Below are 17,776 nucleotides of genomic sequence, written 5' to 3' on the forward strand. Positions count from 1 at the left end.
CGCTCTGCTAAACTCTGGACACTTTTTACCTTGTCGAGGATTTACCCATGAAATTCAAGCTGACCCTGATCGCCGTACTCGTCGCCGCAACCGCCTTGACCGCATGTGGCGGAAGCGATTCGGGAAGCTCCGGCGGCGTCGCCGTCAGCAGCCCGTCGGCACTGACCAAGACCGACACCGTACTGGGCACCGGCGCGGTCGCCGCCGTCGGCACCATCCCGACCGTCAAGTACACCGGCTGGCTGTACAACTCGGCGGCGGCCGATTTCAAGGGCTCCCAGTTCGACAGCGGCACCATCAACGCGGCCGGCACTCCCGCCGCCTCTACGTTCCGCCTCGGCGCCACCAGCGGCAACATGCTCATCGCCGGTTTCGACCAGGGCGTCACCGGCATGAAGGTCGGCGGCAAGCGCACCATCCTGATCCCGAGCAGCCTCGGATACGGCGCATCCGGTTCGGCCGGCGGCATCCCGCCCAATTCGGGCCTGGTATTCGAAGTCGAAGTCACCGCCGTCAACTAATCAGTCGCGCAGCACCCGCGCCGGCGCCATGTTCAGGGCGCCGAGCGTGTGGCGCAAGGTCGACAGCACCGTCACCAGCGCCGCCAGCCCCAGCGCCGCCGCCAGCGGCCAGGCGCCCATCGGCGCCTTCTCCACGAATCCAGCCAGGTAGCGCGCAATCACCACCGCGGCAAGCGGCAGCGCGATCGCCGCGCCCAGCGCCAGCAGGCCGGCGAACTCGCGGCCGACCAGCCGCAATATCGCGCTGCGTCCTGCCCCGTACAACTTGCGCAGCACGATCTGGCGCGCCATCCGCTGCACGCTGTAGGTCGCCAGCACGTAGATGCCGAAGGCGGCAATCGCAATCGCCACAACGCTGGCCAGTCCCAGCAGCTTGGCCAGCCGCACGTCCTCGGCGTAATTTGCGGACAGGTAGGTTTGCGCACGCTCGATGCGGAATGTCTGGTCCGGCGCCTGGCGATGCAGCAGTTCTTCGATGGCGCCTTGCAGCGCGGCGATATCGCCTTCGCCGCGAACCAGCAGCATGACCCCGCGTGGGCGGATTCGCCACACCACCGGCCTTGCCGCTTCACGCAGCGACTGGATCCGCAGCGCCGGGGCGATGCCGATGACCTGACCTGCCACCGAGCTGTTCGCCATGGTGGAAGTGATGACCTGACCCACCGCCATCGCCGGATCGGTGTAGCCCAACGCGAGCGCTGCGTTGGCGTCGATCACCAGCCTGTCGGCCGTGGTGTCGGTGTCGCGCGCGCTGTCGAACAGGCGACCCGAGACCGCCTTCAAGCCGATCACCTCGAAGAAGTTGGCGCTGATGTCGCGCGTGAGCAGGGTAGCCGCACTGCCGGATGGCGTGAGGTAAGGGATGTGGTTGCCGACGATCGGCTCGCCGATGGCATTCTGCGCGATGGCGACGCCTTTCACTCCCGCCATGCGCGCCACCTGCGCGCGCATGGCCTGCGCCGGTTCGCCGCGCATTGCCTGCGGCAGTGCGACCGCCAGCATGCCCGAGGGGTCGAACCCGGCGTCGACTCGACTGGCAAAATTGGCCTGCCAGGCGATCGCCAGGGTGACGGCAGCCAGCCCCATCGCGGTCGAGAACTGCGCCACCGTCAGCACGCGCCGCAGCCACAGCCCGCCGCCCGTCTCGGCGCTGCCGCGGCCGGTGAGCGTACGCTGCGGACGCACGCCCAGCGCCACCCAAGCAGGGTAGAGCCCGGCCAGCAGCCCGGTGACGACGCCAAGGCCCAGTGCCGCCAGCACATTGACGGCGCCGAACATGTCCTTCAGCTGGCGGTCGACCAGTTCGGCGAACACGGGCAGAAGCAGCCACGCGATCAGCAGCCCGAACGCAGTGGCGATCAGCGCCACCAGCATCGACTCGGTGATGAACTGTGCGGCCAACCGGCCCGCCGGCGCGCCCAGCACCTTGCGCACCGCGATCTCGCGCTGGCGCCGCACTGTGCGCACTGTCGCCAGGTTGACGTAGTTGGTGGCGGCCAGCAGCAGGATCACCACCGCGACGGCGCCCAGGCTGCCGATCACGCGCGCATCGCCATGCTCGCTGCTGCCCGGAACATTAGCGGTGTCGGCGTCGAAGTACATCGACGGCAGGGCACCCAGGCGGATGTCGACTGGGTTGCGTCCGCGCAGTTTGGCGAACGCCTCGGCCCCCATCATGCTGATCAGCGGCGAACCGTTGGCGGCAGCCTGCAAGGCCTGCGCTAGCGTTGCGGCTGACGCGCCTTTCTTGAGTTTGACGTATACCTTGGCGTCTAGCCCGCCCCAGGAATCGAGCAGGGACTTGCGATAGCCGTCCGGCCAGGCCATCGTACCTTGGCCGGCCAGCGCCTCATAGACGATGGTGCTGTTGGGCGGCGGGTCGGGCAGGATGGCGCCGATGCGAAACGTCGCGCCGTGGATGGCGACGGTTTGTCCCAGCACGCTGGCGCGCCCGAACAGGCGCCTGGCCGTGCTGACGGTCAGCGCGAGGCTGGCTGGTTCGACGAGCACTGCGCGCAGGTCGCCCTCGAGCGGGCGCACTCCGAACATGGCGCCAAACCCCTCGTTGACGGCGACCAGCTGGATCGGCATCACCTGCGCGCCCGCCTTCATCGGCACCCCGAGCGGGAACAGCATGGTGGCGTCGTCCACCAGCGGATTGCGCCGGGCTTCCGCAAGGTAGGGCAGCGGCGCCAATTCGAACCACTTGGTGTCGCCGACGATATTGAACCGCGTCTTGACCAGGTAGACCTGCGCGGCATCGGGCACCTGTGCGTCGTAGCTGAACGAAAAGCGCACGAGGCCAAGCAGCAGGAAGCAGGCGGCAAAGCCGATTGAGAGCCCGAACACCACGACCGCCGAATAGCCCGGCTCCTGGACCAGCATGCGCCAGCCGATGCGGAAATCACGCAGGTTCATGGCGTCCCCCTCACGCTGCCGCTTGCAGCGCGTCGACCACGATGCGCCCGTCGAGCAGGTGCAGCGTGCGCGAAGCCTGCGCAGCGTGCGACGGCGAGTGCGTCACCATCACCACGGTGGTGCCCTCGGCATTGATGTCGCGCAGCAGGCGCATCACTTCGTCGCCGTGCGCGGTATCGAGGTTGCCGGTCGGTTCATCGGCCAGCAGCATCGCCGGGCCGGCCACCAGTGCGCGGGCGATCGCCACGCGCTGCTGCTGGCCGCCCGACAGCTGCGACGGCCGGTGCGTGGCGCGGTGCGCGATGCCGAGCCGCGCGAGCATGGCGCCGACCCGCGCGCGCCGCTCGGCGGCCGGGGTGCCGGTGTATTCGAGCGCCAGTTCGACGTTCTCGAACACCGACAGCTCCTCGATCAGGTTGAAGCTCTGGAAGATGAAGCCGACCCGCCCGCGCCGCAGCGTGTTGAGCTTCGCTTCGCTCCAGCCGGCCACGTTCTGGCCTTCGAACCAGTACTCGCCGCTGTTGGGCACATCGAGCAGACCCAGAAGGCTGAGCAGGGTCGACTTGCCGCAGCCGGACGGGCCGGTGATGGCGACGTATTCGCCGGCGTCGATCGCCAGGTCGATGCGGTCGAGCGCGGTCGTCTGCACTTCGCCGGCCAGGTGGATCTTGCTGACGCCTACAAGTTTGAGCATGATGGTTCCTCTTATTTGGACAACTGAAGGCGTTCGTTTTTTCCGAACGCCGCGTAACTCGATACGATCACTTTGTCGCCGGCGGCAAGGCCCGACAGCACTTCGACCTGGCTGTTGCTGCGCCGGCCGCTGCGAATCGCCCGCCGCGTCACCGTTTCGCCGTCGGTGCCGACGACGAACACCCAGGCGCCGCCGGTCTCGTTGATGAAGGCGCCGCTTGGCAGCAGCATCGCCTTGCCCGGCTCGCCCAGCGTCACCTGCGCGTCCAGGCTCTGGCCGGCTCTGAGCACCGGCGGCTGGCCATTGGTAAATACCATCTCGAGCGTGAAGCGGCCCTCCTTGATCTGCGGGTAGATCGTGCTGACGTCAGCCGCATAGGTCTGCTCGCCCTGTTTCACGGTGGCGTGGCGGCCCACCGCCACCCGGTTCAGGTAGAACTCGTCGACCAGCGCCGACAGCTTGAAGCGGTTCGGATCATCGATGCGGCCGATGTTCTGGTTGGTCTTGACCGTTTCGCCGATCTGCAGCCGGAAGCCGGTCAGCATGCCGGCGACCGGCGCACGCACCGCCAGCGCATCGACCGTCGCGTTCACCAGCAGCAGGCCCGATTGCAGGCCCTTGATCGCGCTTTGCATCTGCGCCAGCGCGTCGCCGCGCACGCGCGACTCGGTCTCGGCCGCCTCGCTTTGCTGGCGAAACGCGCGGCGCTGCTGCGCCAGCTTGTCGGCTGACTCCTCCAGGCTGACATCGGAGATGAAGCCCTGCGCCGCCAGTTTGCCGTTGCGACCGTGCTGCTTCTCCGCCTGCGCCAGCGCGAACTCGAGGTCGGACAGGCGGCGCTGGTGATCGGTGCGGCCCGCTTCCTGCGCCACGCGCAGGTTCGACAGGTTCGAGATCTGCTGCGCGTGTTCGGCCTGGCGCGCCAGCAGTTCGAGGTTGCGCTGCGGGTTTGACAAGCGAAACAGCAGTTGGCCTTTTTTCACCATCGCGCCGTCTTTGGCGAACACCTCTTCGACGCGGCCCGATTCGACCGAGTCGAGGATGACGGCGTTGAGCGGCTCGGCGCTGGCGCGCACCACGAGGTCGTCGAGGAACACGCCTTGTTCGACGCTGGCGATGCGCACCTCCTGCGCCGGCACCTGCAAGCCGCGCGGCATGAAGTGCCAGGCCGCGTAGGCGCCGGCGGCGGCCAGCACGACGACGGCGGCGACGCGCGCCAGCAGCGGGCCGCGCCGGCGCGGCACCCGCACATCCATCGCGGCGCCGCTGGCGGCGAGTTGCGCACTAATTCGATCCATCTGCCGCTTCCATCAAAAGTGAGATACCACCTTTACTGCAAGCGCCGTGCCAGCCCGTTTCCGGGGCATTTGCGTGCACTTTTGGCGCTCCCTGTCCGGATCCGGACAAGCGCGGGTGTTCGGAAGTGAACACTTGTTCGCCAAGGCCGAAATAGCGATGCGGCAAAAGCTGGTGTCAGGTCTGACATTCGGACATTTCGTTTGGAAATGTCCGAATGTCAGACCTGACACCAGAAATTCTGCTGCTAGAATGGCTGCGACTTCACTCTGGGCTCGCACCGAATGGCCGATAACGCAGCCAGCATCCTGATTCTCGATGACGACCTTGATGTCGCCTGCGCCGCGCAATTGCTGCTGCGCCGCCGCTACGGCAAGGTCGCGACGCTGAACGATCCGGCGGGCCTGGCCGCCGTGCTGGCTGCCGGCGTGCCCGACGTGGTGCTGCTCGACCTCAATTTCACGCCCGGCCGCATCGACGGCGCGCAAGGCCTGGCGGTGCTCGACCAGCTGCGCGCGCAAGCGCGACCGCCCGCAGTCATCGCGCTGACCGCTTATGCCGACGTGCCGCTGGCGGTCGAAGCGCTCAAGCGCGGCGCCGGCGACTTCCTCACCAAGCCGTGGGACAACGCGCAGCTGGTGGCGGCGGTCGACAACGCGCTGGCGCGCCGCGCCGCCGGGCCGTCGTCGGCCGCTGCCACCGGCTTGATGGGCGAGTCGGCGGCGATGCGCGAAGTGAAAGCGATGGTGGCCAGCGTCGGCCCGACCGAAGCGAACGTGATGGTGTTAGGAGAGAACGGCGTCGGCAAGGAATTGGTGGCGCGCGCGATCCACCTGGCGTCGCGCCGCGCCGGCGCCATCTTCATGCCGATCGATATGGGCGCGCTGCCGGAATCGACCTTCGAGTCCGAATTGTTCGGCCACCGCAAGGGCGCCTTCACCGATGCCAGGGCCGACCGCGCCGGCCGCTTCCAGGCCGCGCGCGCCGGCACGCTGTTCCTCGACGAGATCGGCAACATGCCGCTGCCCGGCCAGGCCAAGCTGCTCACGGCGCTCGAACGGCGCGAGGTGACCCCGCTTGGCGCCGACCGCGCCGAAGCCATCGACGTGCGCGTCGTCAGCGCCACCAACCTCGACGAAGCGCGCCTGTTCGACCCGGCCGTGTTCCGGCCCGACCTGCTGTTTCGCCTCAATACCATCGTCATCCGCGTGCCGCCGCTGCGCGAGCGCCGCGACGACATCCCGGCGCTGCTGCTGCACTACCTCGCACTGTACGAACACCAGTACCAGCGCCCGGCGCGGACCTTGGCCGACAGCGCGCTCGACCAGCTGTGCCGCTTTGACTGGCCAGGCAACGTGCGCGCCTTGCGCCACGCGTGCGAACGCGCCGTCATCCTCGGCAGCGAACTGCAGTACCGCTACGCCGACTTCGGTCTCGGCGCCACCGCGGCGACGCCGCAAGCCGCGCCGGTGATCGCGGCCGACGCCTTGCGTCTCGGCGCGGTCGAACGCGACACCATCGCCGCCGCGCTGGCGCAGGCGCAGGGCAACATCAGCCACGCCGCCCGCATGCTGGGCGTGAGCCGCGCGGCGCTGTACCGCAAGCTCGGCAAGCATGGCATCTGAGCGGCGCCTGAAGGGCGGCGTGCTGGCGGCGGTGGCCGGGCTGCTGGCGCTGGCCGCCTGCGCCGGCGCCGCGGCCGACTCGCCGCGCCTGCTGGTGCTGTGCGCGCTGGCGGCGCTGCCGCTGGCCGGCCTGCTGTGGCATGCGATGAATGGCCTGGTGTCGCGCAGCGCGGTGCGCGCCGAACTGCGCGACCCGCTGCCGGTCGACCAGCAAAGCCTGGTCGACAATGCGCTGGCGCTCGAAGCGCGCCTCGAGCACGCGCCGATCGCGCTGTTTCGCGTCGAGACGGCCGGCACGGTGTCGCCGCTGAACGCGAATGCGCGCCGGCTGGTAGCGCCCGGCCGCGCCGCCGACCCGGCCGACCTGTATCGCCAGCTGGCGGCGCAGCCGCTCGACGTGCGCGGCATGATCGGCTTCGACACCGAGCGCGGCGTCGAGCGCGCGCTGGTGTCGGTGTCGGCGCTGACCTTGCACGGCAGCGCCCAGCGGCTCGCCGCGCTGATGCCGGTCGAAAGCGAACTCGAAGCCGAGGCCCTCAACGCCTGGCGCCAGCTGGTGCACGTGCTGACCCACGAAATCATGAATTCGCTCACGCCGGTGGCGTCGCTGTCGCGCACCGCCCATGAACTGCTGGAGGAATTTCGCGCCGGCCTGCCGGATGACGTCAGCGCCGACCTGGTGACCGCGCTCGACGCCATCAGCCGCCGCGCCGACAGCCTGGTCGCGTTTGTCGGCAGCTATCGCAGCCTGTCGAACCTGCCGGCGCCCAATCCGGAACGGGTGCGCCTGGCCGAGCTGTTCGAGCGGGTGTCGGCGCTGGTCGACCCGGCCTGGCGCGCGCGCGGCGGGCGCACCGCGTTCAGCGTCGAGCCGGCCACGCTTGAACTGATGGTCGACGCCGGACAGCTCGAACAGGCCCTGATCAACCTGCTGAAAAATGCGTTTGAAGCGACCGCTCTGGTGGCCGGCGCCGAAGCGCACGTGGTGGCGCGCCTGGGCCGCGGCGCACGCTTGCGCATCGAAGTGGGCGACAACGGCGCCGGCGTGCCTGACGCGCTGGTGGCGCATATCTTCACGCCGTTTTTCACCACCAAGAAGCAGGGCGGCGGCATTGGCCTGGCGATGGTGCGCCAGCTAATCCACGGCAATGGCGGCACCGTGCGCTACGCCAAATCGGTCAGCGCCGGCGCCCGCTTCATCGTCAGCTTCTAGCGCAGCATGTCGATGTGCTGGATGCCGTCTTCATCGTACGGCGCGCTGATCGTGACGAAACCGAAGCTGGCATAAAACGACTCGAGGTACTGCTGCGCGCCGATCTTGATGCGGTGGCCCGGATACTGGCGCTCGGCGTGCTCGATGCCGCGCGCGATCAGTTCGCGGCCGATGCCGGTGCCGCGCGCCGCCTTTGCAGTGAGCACGCGGCCGAGCGACATTTCGTCGTACTTGGCGCCAGGCGCCAGGCAGCGCAGGTAGCCGGCCAGCTGGCGCTTGCCGTCGATGACGCGCCAGCCGAGCAGGTGGTGGGCATCGAGGTCAAGGCCGTCGAAATCGTTCCACAGGCATTCCTGTTCGAGCACGAACACATGCTGGCGCTGGGCCATCACTTCGTACACGTCGTAGTTGCTAAGTTCGGCGAAGCTGCGCCACTGCCATTCTGTCATTGCGTATCCAAATGCTTATGCCGCCGTCTCGAAACCTTCGAGCACGTTGACGACGTTGATGCCGATTTCGCCGACCGCGTAACCGCCTTCGAGCACGAACACGGTCGGCATCCCGAGGTGGGCGATGCGCTCGCCAATGCGCAGGAAATCGCCGCTTTGCAGCGCGAAGTGCGACAGCGGGTCGCCGGCGAAGGTGTCGACGCCGAGCGACACCACCAGCGCGTCCGGCCCGTAGCTGGCCAGCTTGATGCACGCCGTTTCCAGCGCGGCGAACCATTGGGCGCTGCTGGAGCCGGCCGGCAGCGGCAGGTTCATGTTGTAGCCGGCGCCAGCGCCTTCGCCCGTTTCGTCGGCGTGGCCGAGATAGAACGGGAATTCGGTGCGCGGGTCGGCGTGGATCGACGTAAACAGCACGTCGCCGCGGCCGTAGAAAATGCTCTGGGTGCCGTTGCCGTGATGGTAGTCGATGTCGAGGATGCCGACCCGCTTGGCGCCGTCATCGAGCAGGTGCTGGGCCGCCAGCGCGGCGTTGTTGAGGAAGCAGTAGCCGCCGAAGAAATCGGCGCCGGCATGGTGGCCGGGAGGGCGCGTCAGCGCGAAGGTGCCGCGCTCGCCGAGGCGCAGCGCGTGCGCCGCATTGACGGCGCAGTCGGCGCCGGTCTTGGCGGCGATCCAGGTGCCGGCCGTCAGCGGCGTGCCGCTGTCCATCGAGTACAGGCCCATGCGGGCGGTGAAGTTGTCCGGTTCGACGTCGGCGCGCAGGCCGCGGATCGGCCACACCGACGGGAACGCGTCCTTGCCGGCGTTGGCCGGATCGAGCGCCACCCAGTCGTTCCAGGCGCCGCGCAGGAAATGCAGGTAGCGCGGCGTGTGGATGCGCTCGAGCGACACCAGCGGCACGCCGTGCGGCGTGACGATCTGGCCGAGGCCGCGGCGTCCCAGTTCGGCGACGACCATGTCGGCGCGTTCCGGTTTTTCGAAGCAGGGCGTCAGCTCGCCGCGGAACATCTCGAAGCGGCCGCGGTGCTGCGCATGGTGTTCGTTATAGAAGGTGAGCACGGGACTCCTCGGCGGGTTATTGGACCTTGTCAGTCACCGCACAGTGTACTTGAGTTATAGGCGGCGACGAAGTCGTCGAAGCCCGGCCCCGGCGTTTTTTCGATCGCGGCCTGCTCGGCCAGCGACGCCTGCGCCATCTCGTCGAACATGCTCATTTCGGCCGGCATCAGCGCGCTCTCGCGGAAGTACGCCGCGTGCAGCTCGCTCTGGCGCAGACCGAATGCGGAAGACGAGCCGATTGCGCGCACTTCGTCCAGCACGCGCGCCGATGGCGTCAGCGCCGGGTTGTCGATCTTGGCCTGCTGCGCCGCCAGCGAGGCGGCATGCACGCCGCCGTCGTTGTGCTGCTCGTCGAGCAGCGCCGCGACCGGGCGGATCCGCTCGATCAGTTCATTCGCCCATGCCTGCAGGCTTACTTCTTCGTCGCCGCGCGTCAGCAGCAGGCCCGGACGGCGGCCTTCCTTGACGGTGCGGGCAAAATTGCGTGCGTGGACCGCGCTTTCGGCGACGTTGATCGCCGGGCTCTCGTCGAGCGCGCAGAACAGCAGGAAGGCGTCAAGGAAGCGCCCGGTCTCGACACTGATGCCGATCGGCTCGAACGGATCGACGTCGAGGCAGCGCACTTCGATGTACTGCACGCCGCGCTTGCACAGCGCCTGGATCGGCCGCTCGCCGGTGCGGATCACGCGTTTGGGCCGGATCGTCGAATAGTATTCATTCTCGATCTGCAGCACGTTGGTCGACAGCTGGATCCACTCGCCGTCCTTCTTGGTGCCGAGTTCCTGGTATGGCGCGTACGGCCGGTTGACCGCGTCCATCAAGGTGGTGACGTAGCTCTCCAGGCTGTTCTCGTGCGGTGTCAGGCCCGACTGCGCGTCGTTCTGGTAACCGAGGTCGCTCATGCGCAGGCTGGTGGCGTACGGCAGGTACAAGGTGTCGTCGGACAGCGTCTCGAGCTTGTGCTCGCGGCCGCGCAAGAAGCCTTTCGACAGCGCCGGCGAGGCGCCGAACAGGTACATCAGCAGCCAGCTGTAGCGGCGGAAGTTGCGGATCAGGGCGATGTAGCTTTCGGACTGGAAGTCGCGCAATCCCTTGCGCCTTTCTTCGGGAATGCCTTCGCTGGCCAGCAGCAGCTGCCACAGCTTTTCCGGCAGCGAGTAGTTGTAGTGGATGCCGGCGATGCACTGCATCGCTTTGCCATAGCGCAGCGCCAGGCCGCGCCGGTAAACGTGCTTGAGCATGCCGATGTTGGAGGTGCCGTAGTTGGCGATCTCGATCTCGTCCTCCCCAGGCAGCTCGCACGGCATCGATTCGCTCCACAGCATCTCGTCGCCCAGCCTGGTATAGGCGTAGCGGTGGATCGCGTCGAGCTTGTGCAAGGTCAGGCCGATGTCATGCTCGGCCGGCGTGATGAACTCGAGCAGCGCTTCGGCGTAGTCGGTGGTGATTTGCGGATGGGTCAGGGCCGAGCCGAGTTGTGGCGGGTGCGCGCTGCGCGCCAGCCGGCCTTGCGGGTCGACGCGCAGCGTCTCCCTTTCGATGCCGCGCAGGCCCTGGGCGAGCAGCGCGCGGTGCGCATCGTCGTCCAGCAGGGCCAGGCGGCGGGTCAGTTGGTTCGGCACGGTGAATCCTTTCTTGTCCTGCGTAGCATGTACGGCGCAATAATTGGTGCAGAGAGTAACCGAAAATCGCCATCTTCGCCCGGCGGCACGGAAAACCGGGGGGCCCCCCGGGCAGCGCGCCGCTAACCGGCCGGCGCCGTTTTTGGCATCGCCACGCCTTCGCGTGCGCTGGCGCGGATCCAGCGTTCGACCTGCTGCTCGAGGATAGTCAGCGGCAGCGCGCCGTTGTCGAGCACCGCGCCGTGAAAGCGCCGCAGGTCGAACTTCGGCCCCAGCGCCGCCTGTGCCTTGTCGCGCAGCGCCTTGATGCGCAGCTGGCCGATCTTGTAGGCCAGCGCATGGCCCGGCGCGGCGATATAACGGTCTACTTCGATCTCGTTGTCGGACGCCGGATTGGCGGTGGTGGCGGCCAGGTAGTCGATCGCCTGCTGGCGGCTCCAGCCAAGCGCGTGGATGCCGGTGTCGGCCACCAGCCGCGCCGCCCGCAGCAGGTCGGCGTTCAGGTGGCCGAAGGCGGAAAACGGCTCGGCAAAGAAGCCCAGCTCCGGGCCCAGGCTCTCGGCGTACAGCGCCCAGCCCTCGCCGAATGCCGGGTACCAGCCGAAGCGCCTGAACTCGGGCAGCTCGGCCAGTTCGTGGGCGCGCGCGACCTGCAGGTGGTGGCCCGGCACGCCCTCGTGCAGGGCCAGCGTCTCGGTTTCCCACAGCGCCCGCGTGGCCAGCCGCGCCGTGTTGATGACCAGCGCGGCCGGCTGGCCGTCGACCGCCGCTTCATAGTAGGCGGCGCCCTGGAAGTCGGCGCCGGCTTCCTGCGCCGCCTTGACGCCAAGCGGTTCGGCCGGCCGGGTCTCGAACAGCCGCGGCAAGCCGGCGCTGGCGCGCGCCACCAGCTTGCGGTAGCGCGCCAGCAGCTGCTCCGGGGTGCTGTAGAACAGCCGCGGGTCGCTGTTGGCAAACGCCGCAAACTGGCGGAAGGTGCCGCGAAAGCCGGTGCGCGCGATCGCCATGCGCATCTCGGCGCCGATGCGCGCCACTTCCTTCAGGCCCAGTTTGTGGATGGCGGCCGCGCTCATGTCGGTGCCGGTGTTGTCGGCAATGGCGAACTGGTAGTAGTCGGCGCCGCCGGGCAGGCTGCTGGCGGCAATGGTGTCGCGCGCGGCCGGCAGGTATTCGATGCGCACGAAGTCTTCCAGCTTTTGCAGCGCCGGCGCCGCCCTGGTGCGCAGCGCGGCCGGGCCGGCGGCCGCCAGTTCGTCGCGCACCGGCTTGGCGATGGCGCCGGGGATGGCGCGAAACGGCAGGCTCAAGGTCCCAGCGGCCAGGCTCTCGCGCAGCTGGCGCAGCATCGCCGGCAGCGCGCGCAGCGCAGGTTTGGGCGTCGACCAGCCGCTGCGCAGCGCTTCGCGCATCTGCTCGATCAGGCCGTCGACGTGGGCCGGCAGCGCGTCGATGCGCGACAGGTAGTTGCGGTAGTCGGCCTCGGTGGCGAACGGCATTTGTGCGACCAGGCGCGGAAACGTCAGGTGGATGCCGTCCTGCGCGGTGAGCGGCTGCAGGCGGTAGGGATAGAAGGCGGCAGCTTTCAGCGCGCGTTCCTTCTGTTCGACGAACAGGTCGTATGACAGCTGGGTCTGGCCGGTCAGGCGTTCGCGTTCGATCGCGCGGGCCTGCTCGAGCATCGTGCGTTCGTGCGCGGTGGCGGCGCGGCTGGCGGCCAGCGTGGTGTCGGACAGGGTGGCGTCGTAGCGGTTGTCGCCGACCGTGGTGGCGAATTCGGGATTGTTTTGCATGCGCCATTGCCAGTCGGCGGCGAACATGGCGCGCGCCTGCTGGTCCGCGCTGTCCGCGGCCCAAGCCTGCCCGGGCGGTGCGAACATCAGAACACAGATGGCGAACAGTCTACGCATGGGTCATTTTAGCAAAACCGGCCAGGGTGCAGCGCCGGGTTGACGCCGATTACGCTGCCGCCGCCCGGCCGCCCGAGACGCGTTCGATGCCGGACAGGTCGCGCCAGCTTTGCACGTCGGTGTAGCCGTCGGCCAACATGGCGCGCACCGCCGCCGCCTGGTCATAGCCGTGTTCGAGCAGCAGCCAGCCGCCGGCGGCCAGGTGCGCCGCGGCGCCGGCGACGATGGTGCGCAGCGCCGACAGGCCGTCGGCATGGTCGGTCAGCGCCGCTGCCGGCTCGAAGCGCAGGTCGCCTTGCGACAGGTGGACGTCGCCGCTGGCGATGTAGGGGGGATTGGACGCGATCAGGTCGAACTTTTCGCCGGCCAGCGCGGCGTACCAGTCGCTGTGCAGGAAGCGCACCTGCGCGCCGTTGGCGGCGGCGTTGGCGCGCGCGACGTCGAGCGCGGCGGCGCTGGCGTCGAGCGCGCTGACGCGGGCGTCGGGCCGGCTGTGCGCGACGGCCACCGCAATGGCGCCGCTGCCGGTGCCCATGTCGAGCAGCGCGGCGCCAGGGGCGAGCCGTTCGAGCGCCAGTTCGACCAGCAGTTCGGTGTCGGGTCGCGGGATCAGCACCGCGTCGCTGACCTTGAAGTCGAGGCCGAAAAACTCGCGCTTGCCGACGATGTAGGCGATCGGTTCGCCCAGCTGGCGGCGCGCCACCAGCGCTTCCAGCGCATCGGCTTCAGCGGCGCTTAGCGTGCGGTGCGACTGGGTGATCAAGCCGACGCGGGTCAGGCCCAGCGCGTGGCACAGCAGGATGCGGTTTTCCAGCGCATCGAGCGGCAGCGCCGCCTGCGCCGCGCTGACCGTGGCGCCGGTCAGGTTCATGCGCGGCGGCGAAACAGCAGGTACGCCAGCGAGACGGCCAGCAGCACGAACCAGACCGCCGACCACTGCGGGATCGACAGGCCGAGCAGGGTGTCGCGCGCGTCTTCGCACAGGCCGTCGGCCTGGAACAACCACGGCATCATGGTGGCGGTGGGGATCTTGTTGAGCATCGTCTCCATCGGGTCGATGCCGCACGACAGGCCGGGATGGGCCAGCACCCACAGGTGCTTGCCGACCACGCCGAGGCCGCCGAGTGCGCCCAGCAGGCCAAGGCCGGCGCCGATGCGCGGCTTGCCGCCGTAGGCGCCGACCGCGCAGCACAGCGCGATGGCGAGGAACAGGTAGCGCTGGATCACGCACAGGGGGCAGGGCAGCAGGTTCTGCACGTGCTGCAGGTACAGCGCGACGCCGATCAGGGCGAGGCAGACGGAGGCGATGGCGAGCAGCAGGCTACGGGATGTGATCATGGTTTTCGGTTTGGCGTTGAGGGCAGCGGTGATTTTCGCATACAACCACGATAGGCTTAGTCGCCGAGCGCGGCGAGCAGTTCGGCCTGGTGCTCGGCGGCGAGGGCGTTGGTCAAGTCGGTCAGCTCGCCGTCCATGATGAAATCGAGCTTGTAGAGCGTCAGGTTGATGCGGTGGTCGGTCATGCGCCCCTGCGGGAAATTGTAGGTGCGGATACGCTCGCTGCGGTCGCCCGAGCCGATCAGGCTCTTGCGGGTGGCCGCTTCCTTCGACTGCTGCTCGCGCAGCTGCACGTCCTTGATGCGAGCGGCCAGCACTTTCAGCGCCGAGGCCTTGTTCTTGTGCTGGCTGCGGTCGTCCTGGCACTCGACCACGATCCCGGACGGCAGGTGGGTGATGCGCACCGCCGAATCGGTCTTGTTGATGTGCTGCCCGCCGGCGCCGGACGCGCGGTAGGTGTCGATGCGCAGGTCGGCCGGGTTGATGTTGACGTCTTCGACTTCATCGGCCTCCGGCATTACCGCCACCGTGCAGGCCGAGGTGTGGATGCGGCCTTGCGTTTCGGTGGCCGGCACGCGCTGCACGCGGTGGCCGCCCGACTCGAACTTGAGCTTGGAGTAGGCGCCGTTGCCGACCAGGCGCACGATCACTTCGCGGTAGCCGCCCAGGTCAGAGGCCGACTCCGACACCATCTCGACCTGCCAGCGATTGCGCTCGGCGAAGCGCGTGTACATGCGCAGCAGGTCGCCGGCGAACAGCGCCGACTCGTCGCCGCCGGTGCCGGCGCGGATCTCGAGGAAGATGTTGCGATCGTCGTTGACGTCCTTCGGCAGCAGCATCTTCTGCAGCTCGGTCTCGAGCTGGGCCTGGCGGGCGCGCGCCGTCTCGATTTCTTCCTGCGCGAAGTCCTTCATGTCCGGGTCGGCCAGCATGTCCTGCGCTTCGGCGAGGTCGGCGCCGGCGGCCTGGAACTGGTGGTACAGCGCCACCAGCGGGCCGATCTCGGCGTGCTCGCGCGTCATTTTGCGGTAGCTGTCCATGTTCGACGTCGCGCCTTCGGTCATCAACAGTTCGTCGAGTTCGACCAGGCGGTTGGCCAGTTGGTCCAGCTTGGCCAGCATGGATGGTTTCATAGGAGTGCCTTGAACGGGAATGGGGAACGACAGCGGAACGGCGGGAGGACCGCGCGGGCGGCCGGTGGTGCGGGAGGGACGCTAACGGCGGCCGCGGAACAGCTGCGGCAGCAGCGCGGCCAGGCGGGCGCGCTCGTCGCCCTGGGCGCGGTGCAGCGCCTGCTGCGGGCCGTGCAGGAACTTGGCGGTCAGCCCTTTCGACAGGGCGTCGAGTACCGCTTCGACGTCGTCGCCGCGCGCCAGCATCTTGCGCGCGCGTTCGAGTTCGAACAAGCGCATTACTTCGCTCGATTCGTGCAGGTCCTGGATCACCGGCACCACCGCGCGATCGCCCACCCAGTGCATGAAGGACTGCACGCGCGTGTCGATGATCGCTTCGGCCTGCGCCACCGCGGCCTGGCGGCTTTCGAGGCCGGTCTGCACCACCTGGCCGAGATCGTCGACGGTGTAGAGGAAGACATCGTCGAGGCGCGCCACTTCCGGCTCGATATCGCGCGGCACCGCCAGGTCGACCATGAACATCGGCTTGTGGCGGCGCGCCTTGATTGCGCGCTCGACCAGGCCCAGGCCAATCAGCGGCAGCGACGACGCGGTGCACGAGATGACGATGTCGAACTGGCCCAGCTGCTCGGGCAGCGCGGCGAGCGTGATGGCGCGGCCGTTGAAGCGCTCGGCGAGCGTCTCGCCGCGCTCCATGGTGCGGTTGGCAACCGTGATCGATTTCGGGTTGTGCGCGGCGAAGTGGGTGGCGCACAGCTCGATCATTTCGCCGGCGCCGATGAACAGCACGTTCTGGTCGGAGATCTTGTCGAAGATGCGCTGCGACAGGCGCACCGCGGCGGCGGCCATCGACACGCTGTGGGCGCCGATCGCGGTGGTGCTGCGCACTTCCTTGGCCACCGAAAAACTGCGCTGGAACATCTGGTGCAGGTAGGTGCCGAGGCCTCCGGCCTCGTCGGCGTGGCGCACCGCGTCCTTCATCTGGCCGAGGATCTGCGGCTCGCCCAGCACCATCGAGTCGAGGCCGGAGGCGACGCGGAAGGCGTGGCGCACCGCCTGGTCCTGCGGCAGCATGTACAGGTGCGGGCGCAGTTCGGCGACGTTCAGCTGGTGGTAATCGGCCAGGAAGCAGGCGCTCGCCTCGAGCGGATTGGGCGCGCGGCTGGCGGCGTACATCTCGGTGCGGTTGCAGGTCGACAGGATCGCCGCTTCGTCGCCGCCTTGCTGGTCGATGCGGGCAAACCAGCCGCGCGCCGCCCGCACCGCCTGACCGAGCTGGTCAGGCGCCAGCGCCAGTTGCTCGCGTAGCGAGACCGGTGCGGTGGTGTGGTTGAGGCCGACGGCGATCAGTTGCATGTTGGTGCAGATGGGGGAATCAAGCCGACATTATAACTTGGATGGCCCGGGACATTCACGGCGTCGCCCAAAATTGGTGCGTTGCGGCAACCAGTCGTTTCCCCAAAACCAGGGTCAGACCCCGTTTTTATTCGGTCGAAGGACGATGCGCCGCTTGATCAAACGGGTCTGACCCTGGTTTTGAGGCAACAAACCGGGTCTGGCCCCGGGTTTGGAATGTTGCGGCAACCAGTCGTTTCCCTAAAACCAGGGTCAGACCCCGTTTTTATTCGGTCGAAGGTCGATGCGCCGCTCGATTAAACGGGTCTGACCCTGGTTTTGAGGCAACACCGCGGCTGATCCCCGGTTTTGGCGTGCGCAAGCGTGGGCGGTGCAAGTTTGCTAGGCGCCCATCTTTTCGAGGCGGTAGCCGTAGCTGTAGACGGGCACCAGGCGAAAGCCGTTTTCGGGGCGCAGCTGCAGCTTGTTGCGCACCCGCGACACGTGGGTGTCCATGGTGCGCGACGGCAGCGCCGTCTCGCGGATCCATACCGCTTCGTGGATGTAGGCGCGCGACAGCGGCCGGCCGATGTTGCGAAAGAACAGCAGCGCCAGGTAGAACTCCTTGTGGGTGACGTCGATTACCGCGCCGTCCATCAGCAGCCGCCCGGGCCGCGTCTCGAACACGTACTGGCCAAACTGCAGCTGCTCGGCGCCGTTTTGCGACGGATAGGCGCGCCGCAGCAGGGCCTGCACGCGCGCCAGCAACTCGCCGCGGCGCAAGGGCTTGATCATGTAGTCGTCGGCGCCGGCGCCAATGCCGGCGACGATGTCGTCTTCACCGGAGTTGCCGGTGACGAACATCATCGGCGTGTGCGCCGGCAGCTTCTCCTTGGCGCTCCGCAGGATTTGGGCGCCGGACAGGTCATCGACATGCCAATCGAGAATCAGCATATCGAAGCTGTCTTTCTTGAGCATGCCGAGCATGTCCTTGCCGCTGTCGAAAGCCTGGCAAGCATGCCCGGCCCCTGTCAGCACCTGGCAGATCAGGTCGGCCTGGCTGCGATCGTTGTCGAGGACGGCTATTCTCATAGGTGCGGGCTATCGGCAGGATGTTGAGCGATTTGTAGGAGCTAACCTACATGCGCTAATGAATAGTTACCTGA

15 protein-coding genes are annotated in these 17,776 nt (G+C 67.9%); 3 read left to right on the forward strand and 12 right to left on the reverse strand.

The window, feature by feature from the left end:
* Nucleotides 1-47 precede the first annotated feature (47 nt).
* Entirely contained in the window at nucleotides 48-521 is a 474-nt protein-coding gene (locus CR105_RS01890; RefSeq protein WP_099786726.1) for an FKBP-type peptidyl-prolyl cis-trans isomerase, read from the forward strand.
* On the opposite strand, the gene CR105_RS01895 is transcribed toward CR105_RS01890, so the two are convergent.
* The 3 genes from CR105_RS01895 to CR105_RS01905 are packed head-to-tail and all read right to left on the reverse strand — an operon-like array spanning nucleotide 522 to nucleotide 4,931.
* Nucleotides 522-2,939 carry an ABC transporter permease gene (locus CR105_RS01895; protein ID WP_099786727.1) on the reverse strand — a complete coding sequence of 806 codons (2,418 nt, stop codon included), beginning with the start codon at nucleotides 2,937-2,939 and terminating at the stop codon, nucleotides 522-524.
* A gap of 10 nt (nucleotides 2,940-2,949) precedes the next feature.
* A complete protein-coding gene (locus CR105_RS01900) occupies nucleotides 2,950-3,633 on the reverse strand; it encodes an ABC transporter ATP-binding protein (RefSeq protein WP_099786728.1) in 684 nt (227 codons plus the stop codon).
* Nucleotides 3,634-3,644: 11 nt separating this feature from the next.
* Nucleotides 3,645-4,931, reverse strand: coding sequence for an efflux RND transporter periplasmic adaptor subunit (locus tag CR105_RS01905; protein ID WP_229413549.1), 1,287 nt, complete (start codon nucleotides 4,929-4,931; stop codon nucleotides 3,645-3,647).
* A gap of 282 nt (nucleotides 4,932-5,213) precedes the next feature.
* Between CR105_RS01905 and CR105_RS01910 the strand changes: the two genes are divergently transcribed.
* Both CR105_RS01910 and CR105_RS01915 read left to right on the forward strand, forming a co-directional pair.
* The gene (locus CR105_RS01910) at nucleotides 5,214-6,554 is read left to right on the forward strand and encodes a sigma-54-dependent transcriptional regulator (protein ID WP_099786730.1); all 1,341 of its coding nucleotides are present in this window, start codon (nucleotides 5,214-5,216) and stop codon (nucleotides 6,552-6,554) included.
* Nucleotides 6,544-7,767, forward strand: coding sequence for a sensor histidine kinase (locus CR105_RS01915; protein ID WP_099786731.1), 1,224 nt, complete (start codon nucleotides 6,544-6,546; stop codon nucleotides 7,765-7,767). Before CR105_RS01910 ends, CR105_RS01915 begins: the two co-directional genes overlap by 11 nt.
* Here the strand turns inward: CR105_RS01915 and CR105_RS01920 are convergent.
* The 9 genes from CR105_RS01920 to CR105_RS01960 form a co-directional block, all read right to left on the reverse strand.
* Nucleotides 7,764-8,216 carry a GNAT family N-acetyltransferase gene (locus tag CR105_RS01920; protein ID WP_099786732.1) on the reverse strand — a complete coding sequence of 151 codons (453 nt, stop codon included), beginning with the start codon at nucleotides 8,214-8,216 and terminating at the stop codon, nucleotides 7,764-7,766. The two genes, CR105_RS01915 and CR105_RS01920, sit on opposite strands and share 4 nt — an antisense overlap.
* Before the next feature lie 15 nt (nucleotides 8,217-8,231).
* Nucleotides 8,232-9,275 carry a histone deacetylase family protein gene (locus CR105_RS01925; protein ID WP_099786733.1) on the reverse strand — a complete coding sequence of 348 codons (1,044 nt, stop codon included), beginning with the start codon at nucleotides 9,273-9,275 and terminating at the stop codon, nucleotides 8,232-8,234.
* A 29-nt stretch (nucleotides 9,276-9,304) separates the two neighbouring features.
* Nucleotides 9,305-10,897, reverse strand: a complete 1,593-nt coding sequence (gene gshA, locus CR105_RS01930) for a glutamate--cysteine ligase (protein WP_099786734.1) — start codon at nucleotides 10,895-10,897, stop codon at nucleotides 9,305-9,307.
* 122 nt (nucleotides 10,898-11,019) lie between these two features.
* Nucleotides 11,020-12,774: a DUF885 domain-containing protein gene (locus tag CR105_RS01935; protein WP_229413550.1), complete on the reverse strand. Its 1,755-nt coding sequence runs from the start codon at nucleotides 12,772-12,774 to the stop codon at nucleotides 11,020-11,022.
* A 79-nt stretch (nucleotides 12,775-12,853) separates the two neighbouring features.
* The gene (gene prmC / locus CR105_RS01940; RefSeq protein ID WP_099786736.1) at nucleotides 12,854-13,675 is read right to left on the reverse strand and encodes a peptide chain release factor N(5)-glutamine methyltransferase; all 822 of its coding nucleotides are present in this window, start codon (nucleotides 13,673-13,675) and stop codon (nucleotides 12,854-12,856) included.
* Nucleotides 13,672-14,142, reverse strand: a complete 471-nt coding sequence (locus CR105_RS01945; protein WP_099786909.1) for a disulfide bond formation protein B — start codon at nucleotides 14,140-14,142, stop codon at nucleotides 13,672-13,674. The genes prmC and CR105_RS01945 overlap by 4 nt, the downstream gene beginning before the upstream one ends.
* A 56-nt stretch (nucleotides 14,143-14,198) precedes the next feature.
* Nucleotides 14,199-15,275 carry a peptide chain release factor 1 gene (gene prfA, locus CR105_RS01950; RefSeq protein WP_099786737.1) on the reverse strand — a complete coding sequence of 359 codons (1,077 nt, stop codon included), beginning with the start codon at nucleotides 15,273-15,275 and terminating at the stop codon, nucleotides 14,199-14,201.
* An 81-nt stretch (nucleotides 15,276-15,356) separates the two neighbouring features.
* Nucleotides 15,357-16,631 carry a glutamyl-tRNA reductase gene (gene hemA, locus CR105_RS01955; RefSeq protein ID WP_099786738.1) on the reverse strand — a complete coding sequence of 425 codons (1,275 nt, stop codon included), beginning with the start codon at nucleotides 16,629-16,631 and terminating at the stop codon, nucleotides 15,357-15,359.
* Between the two features lie 381 nt (nucleotides 16,632-17,012).
* The gene (locus tag CR105_RS01960) at nucleotides 17,013-17,702 is read right to left on the reverse strand and encodes a response regulator transcription factor (protein WP_099786739.1); all 690 of its coding nucleotides are present in this window, start codon (nucleotides 17,700-17,702) and stop codon (nucleotides 17,013-17,015) included.
* Between the last annotated feature and the right edge of the window lie 74 nt (nucleotides 17,703-17,776).

Source organism: Massilia eurypsychrophila (assembly GCF_002760655.1).
GTDB lineage: Bacteria > Pseudomonadota > Gammaproteobacteria > Burkholderiales > Burkholderiaceae_D > JAFCUW01.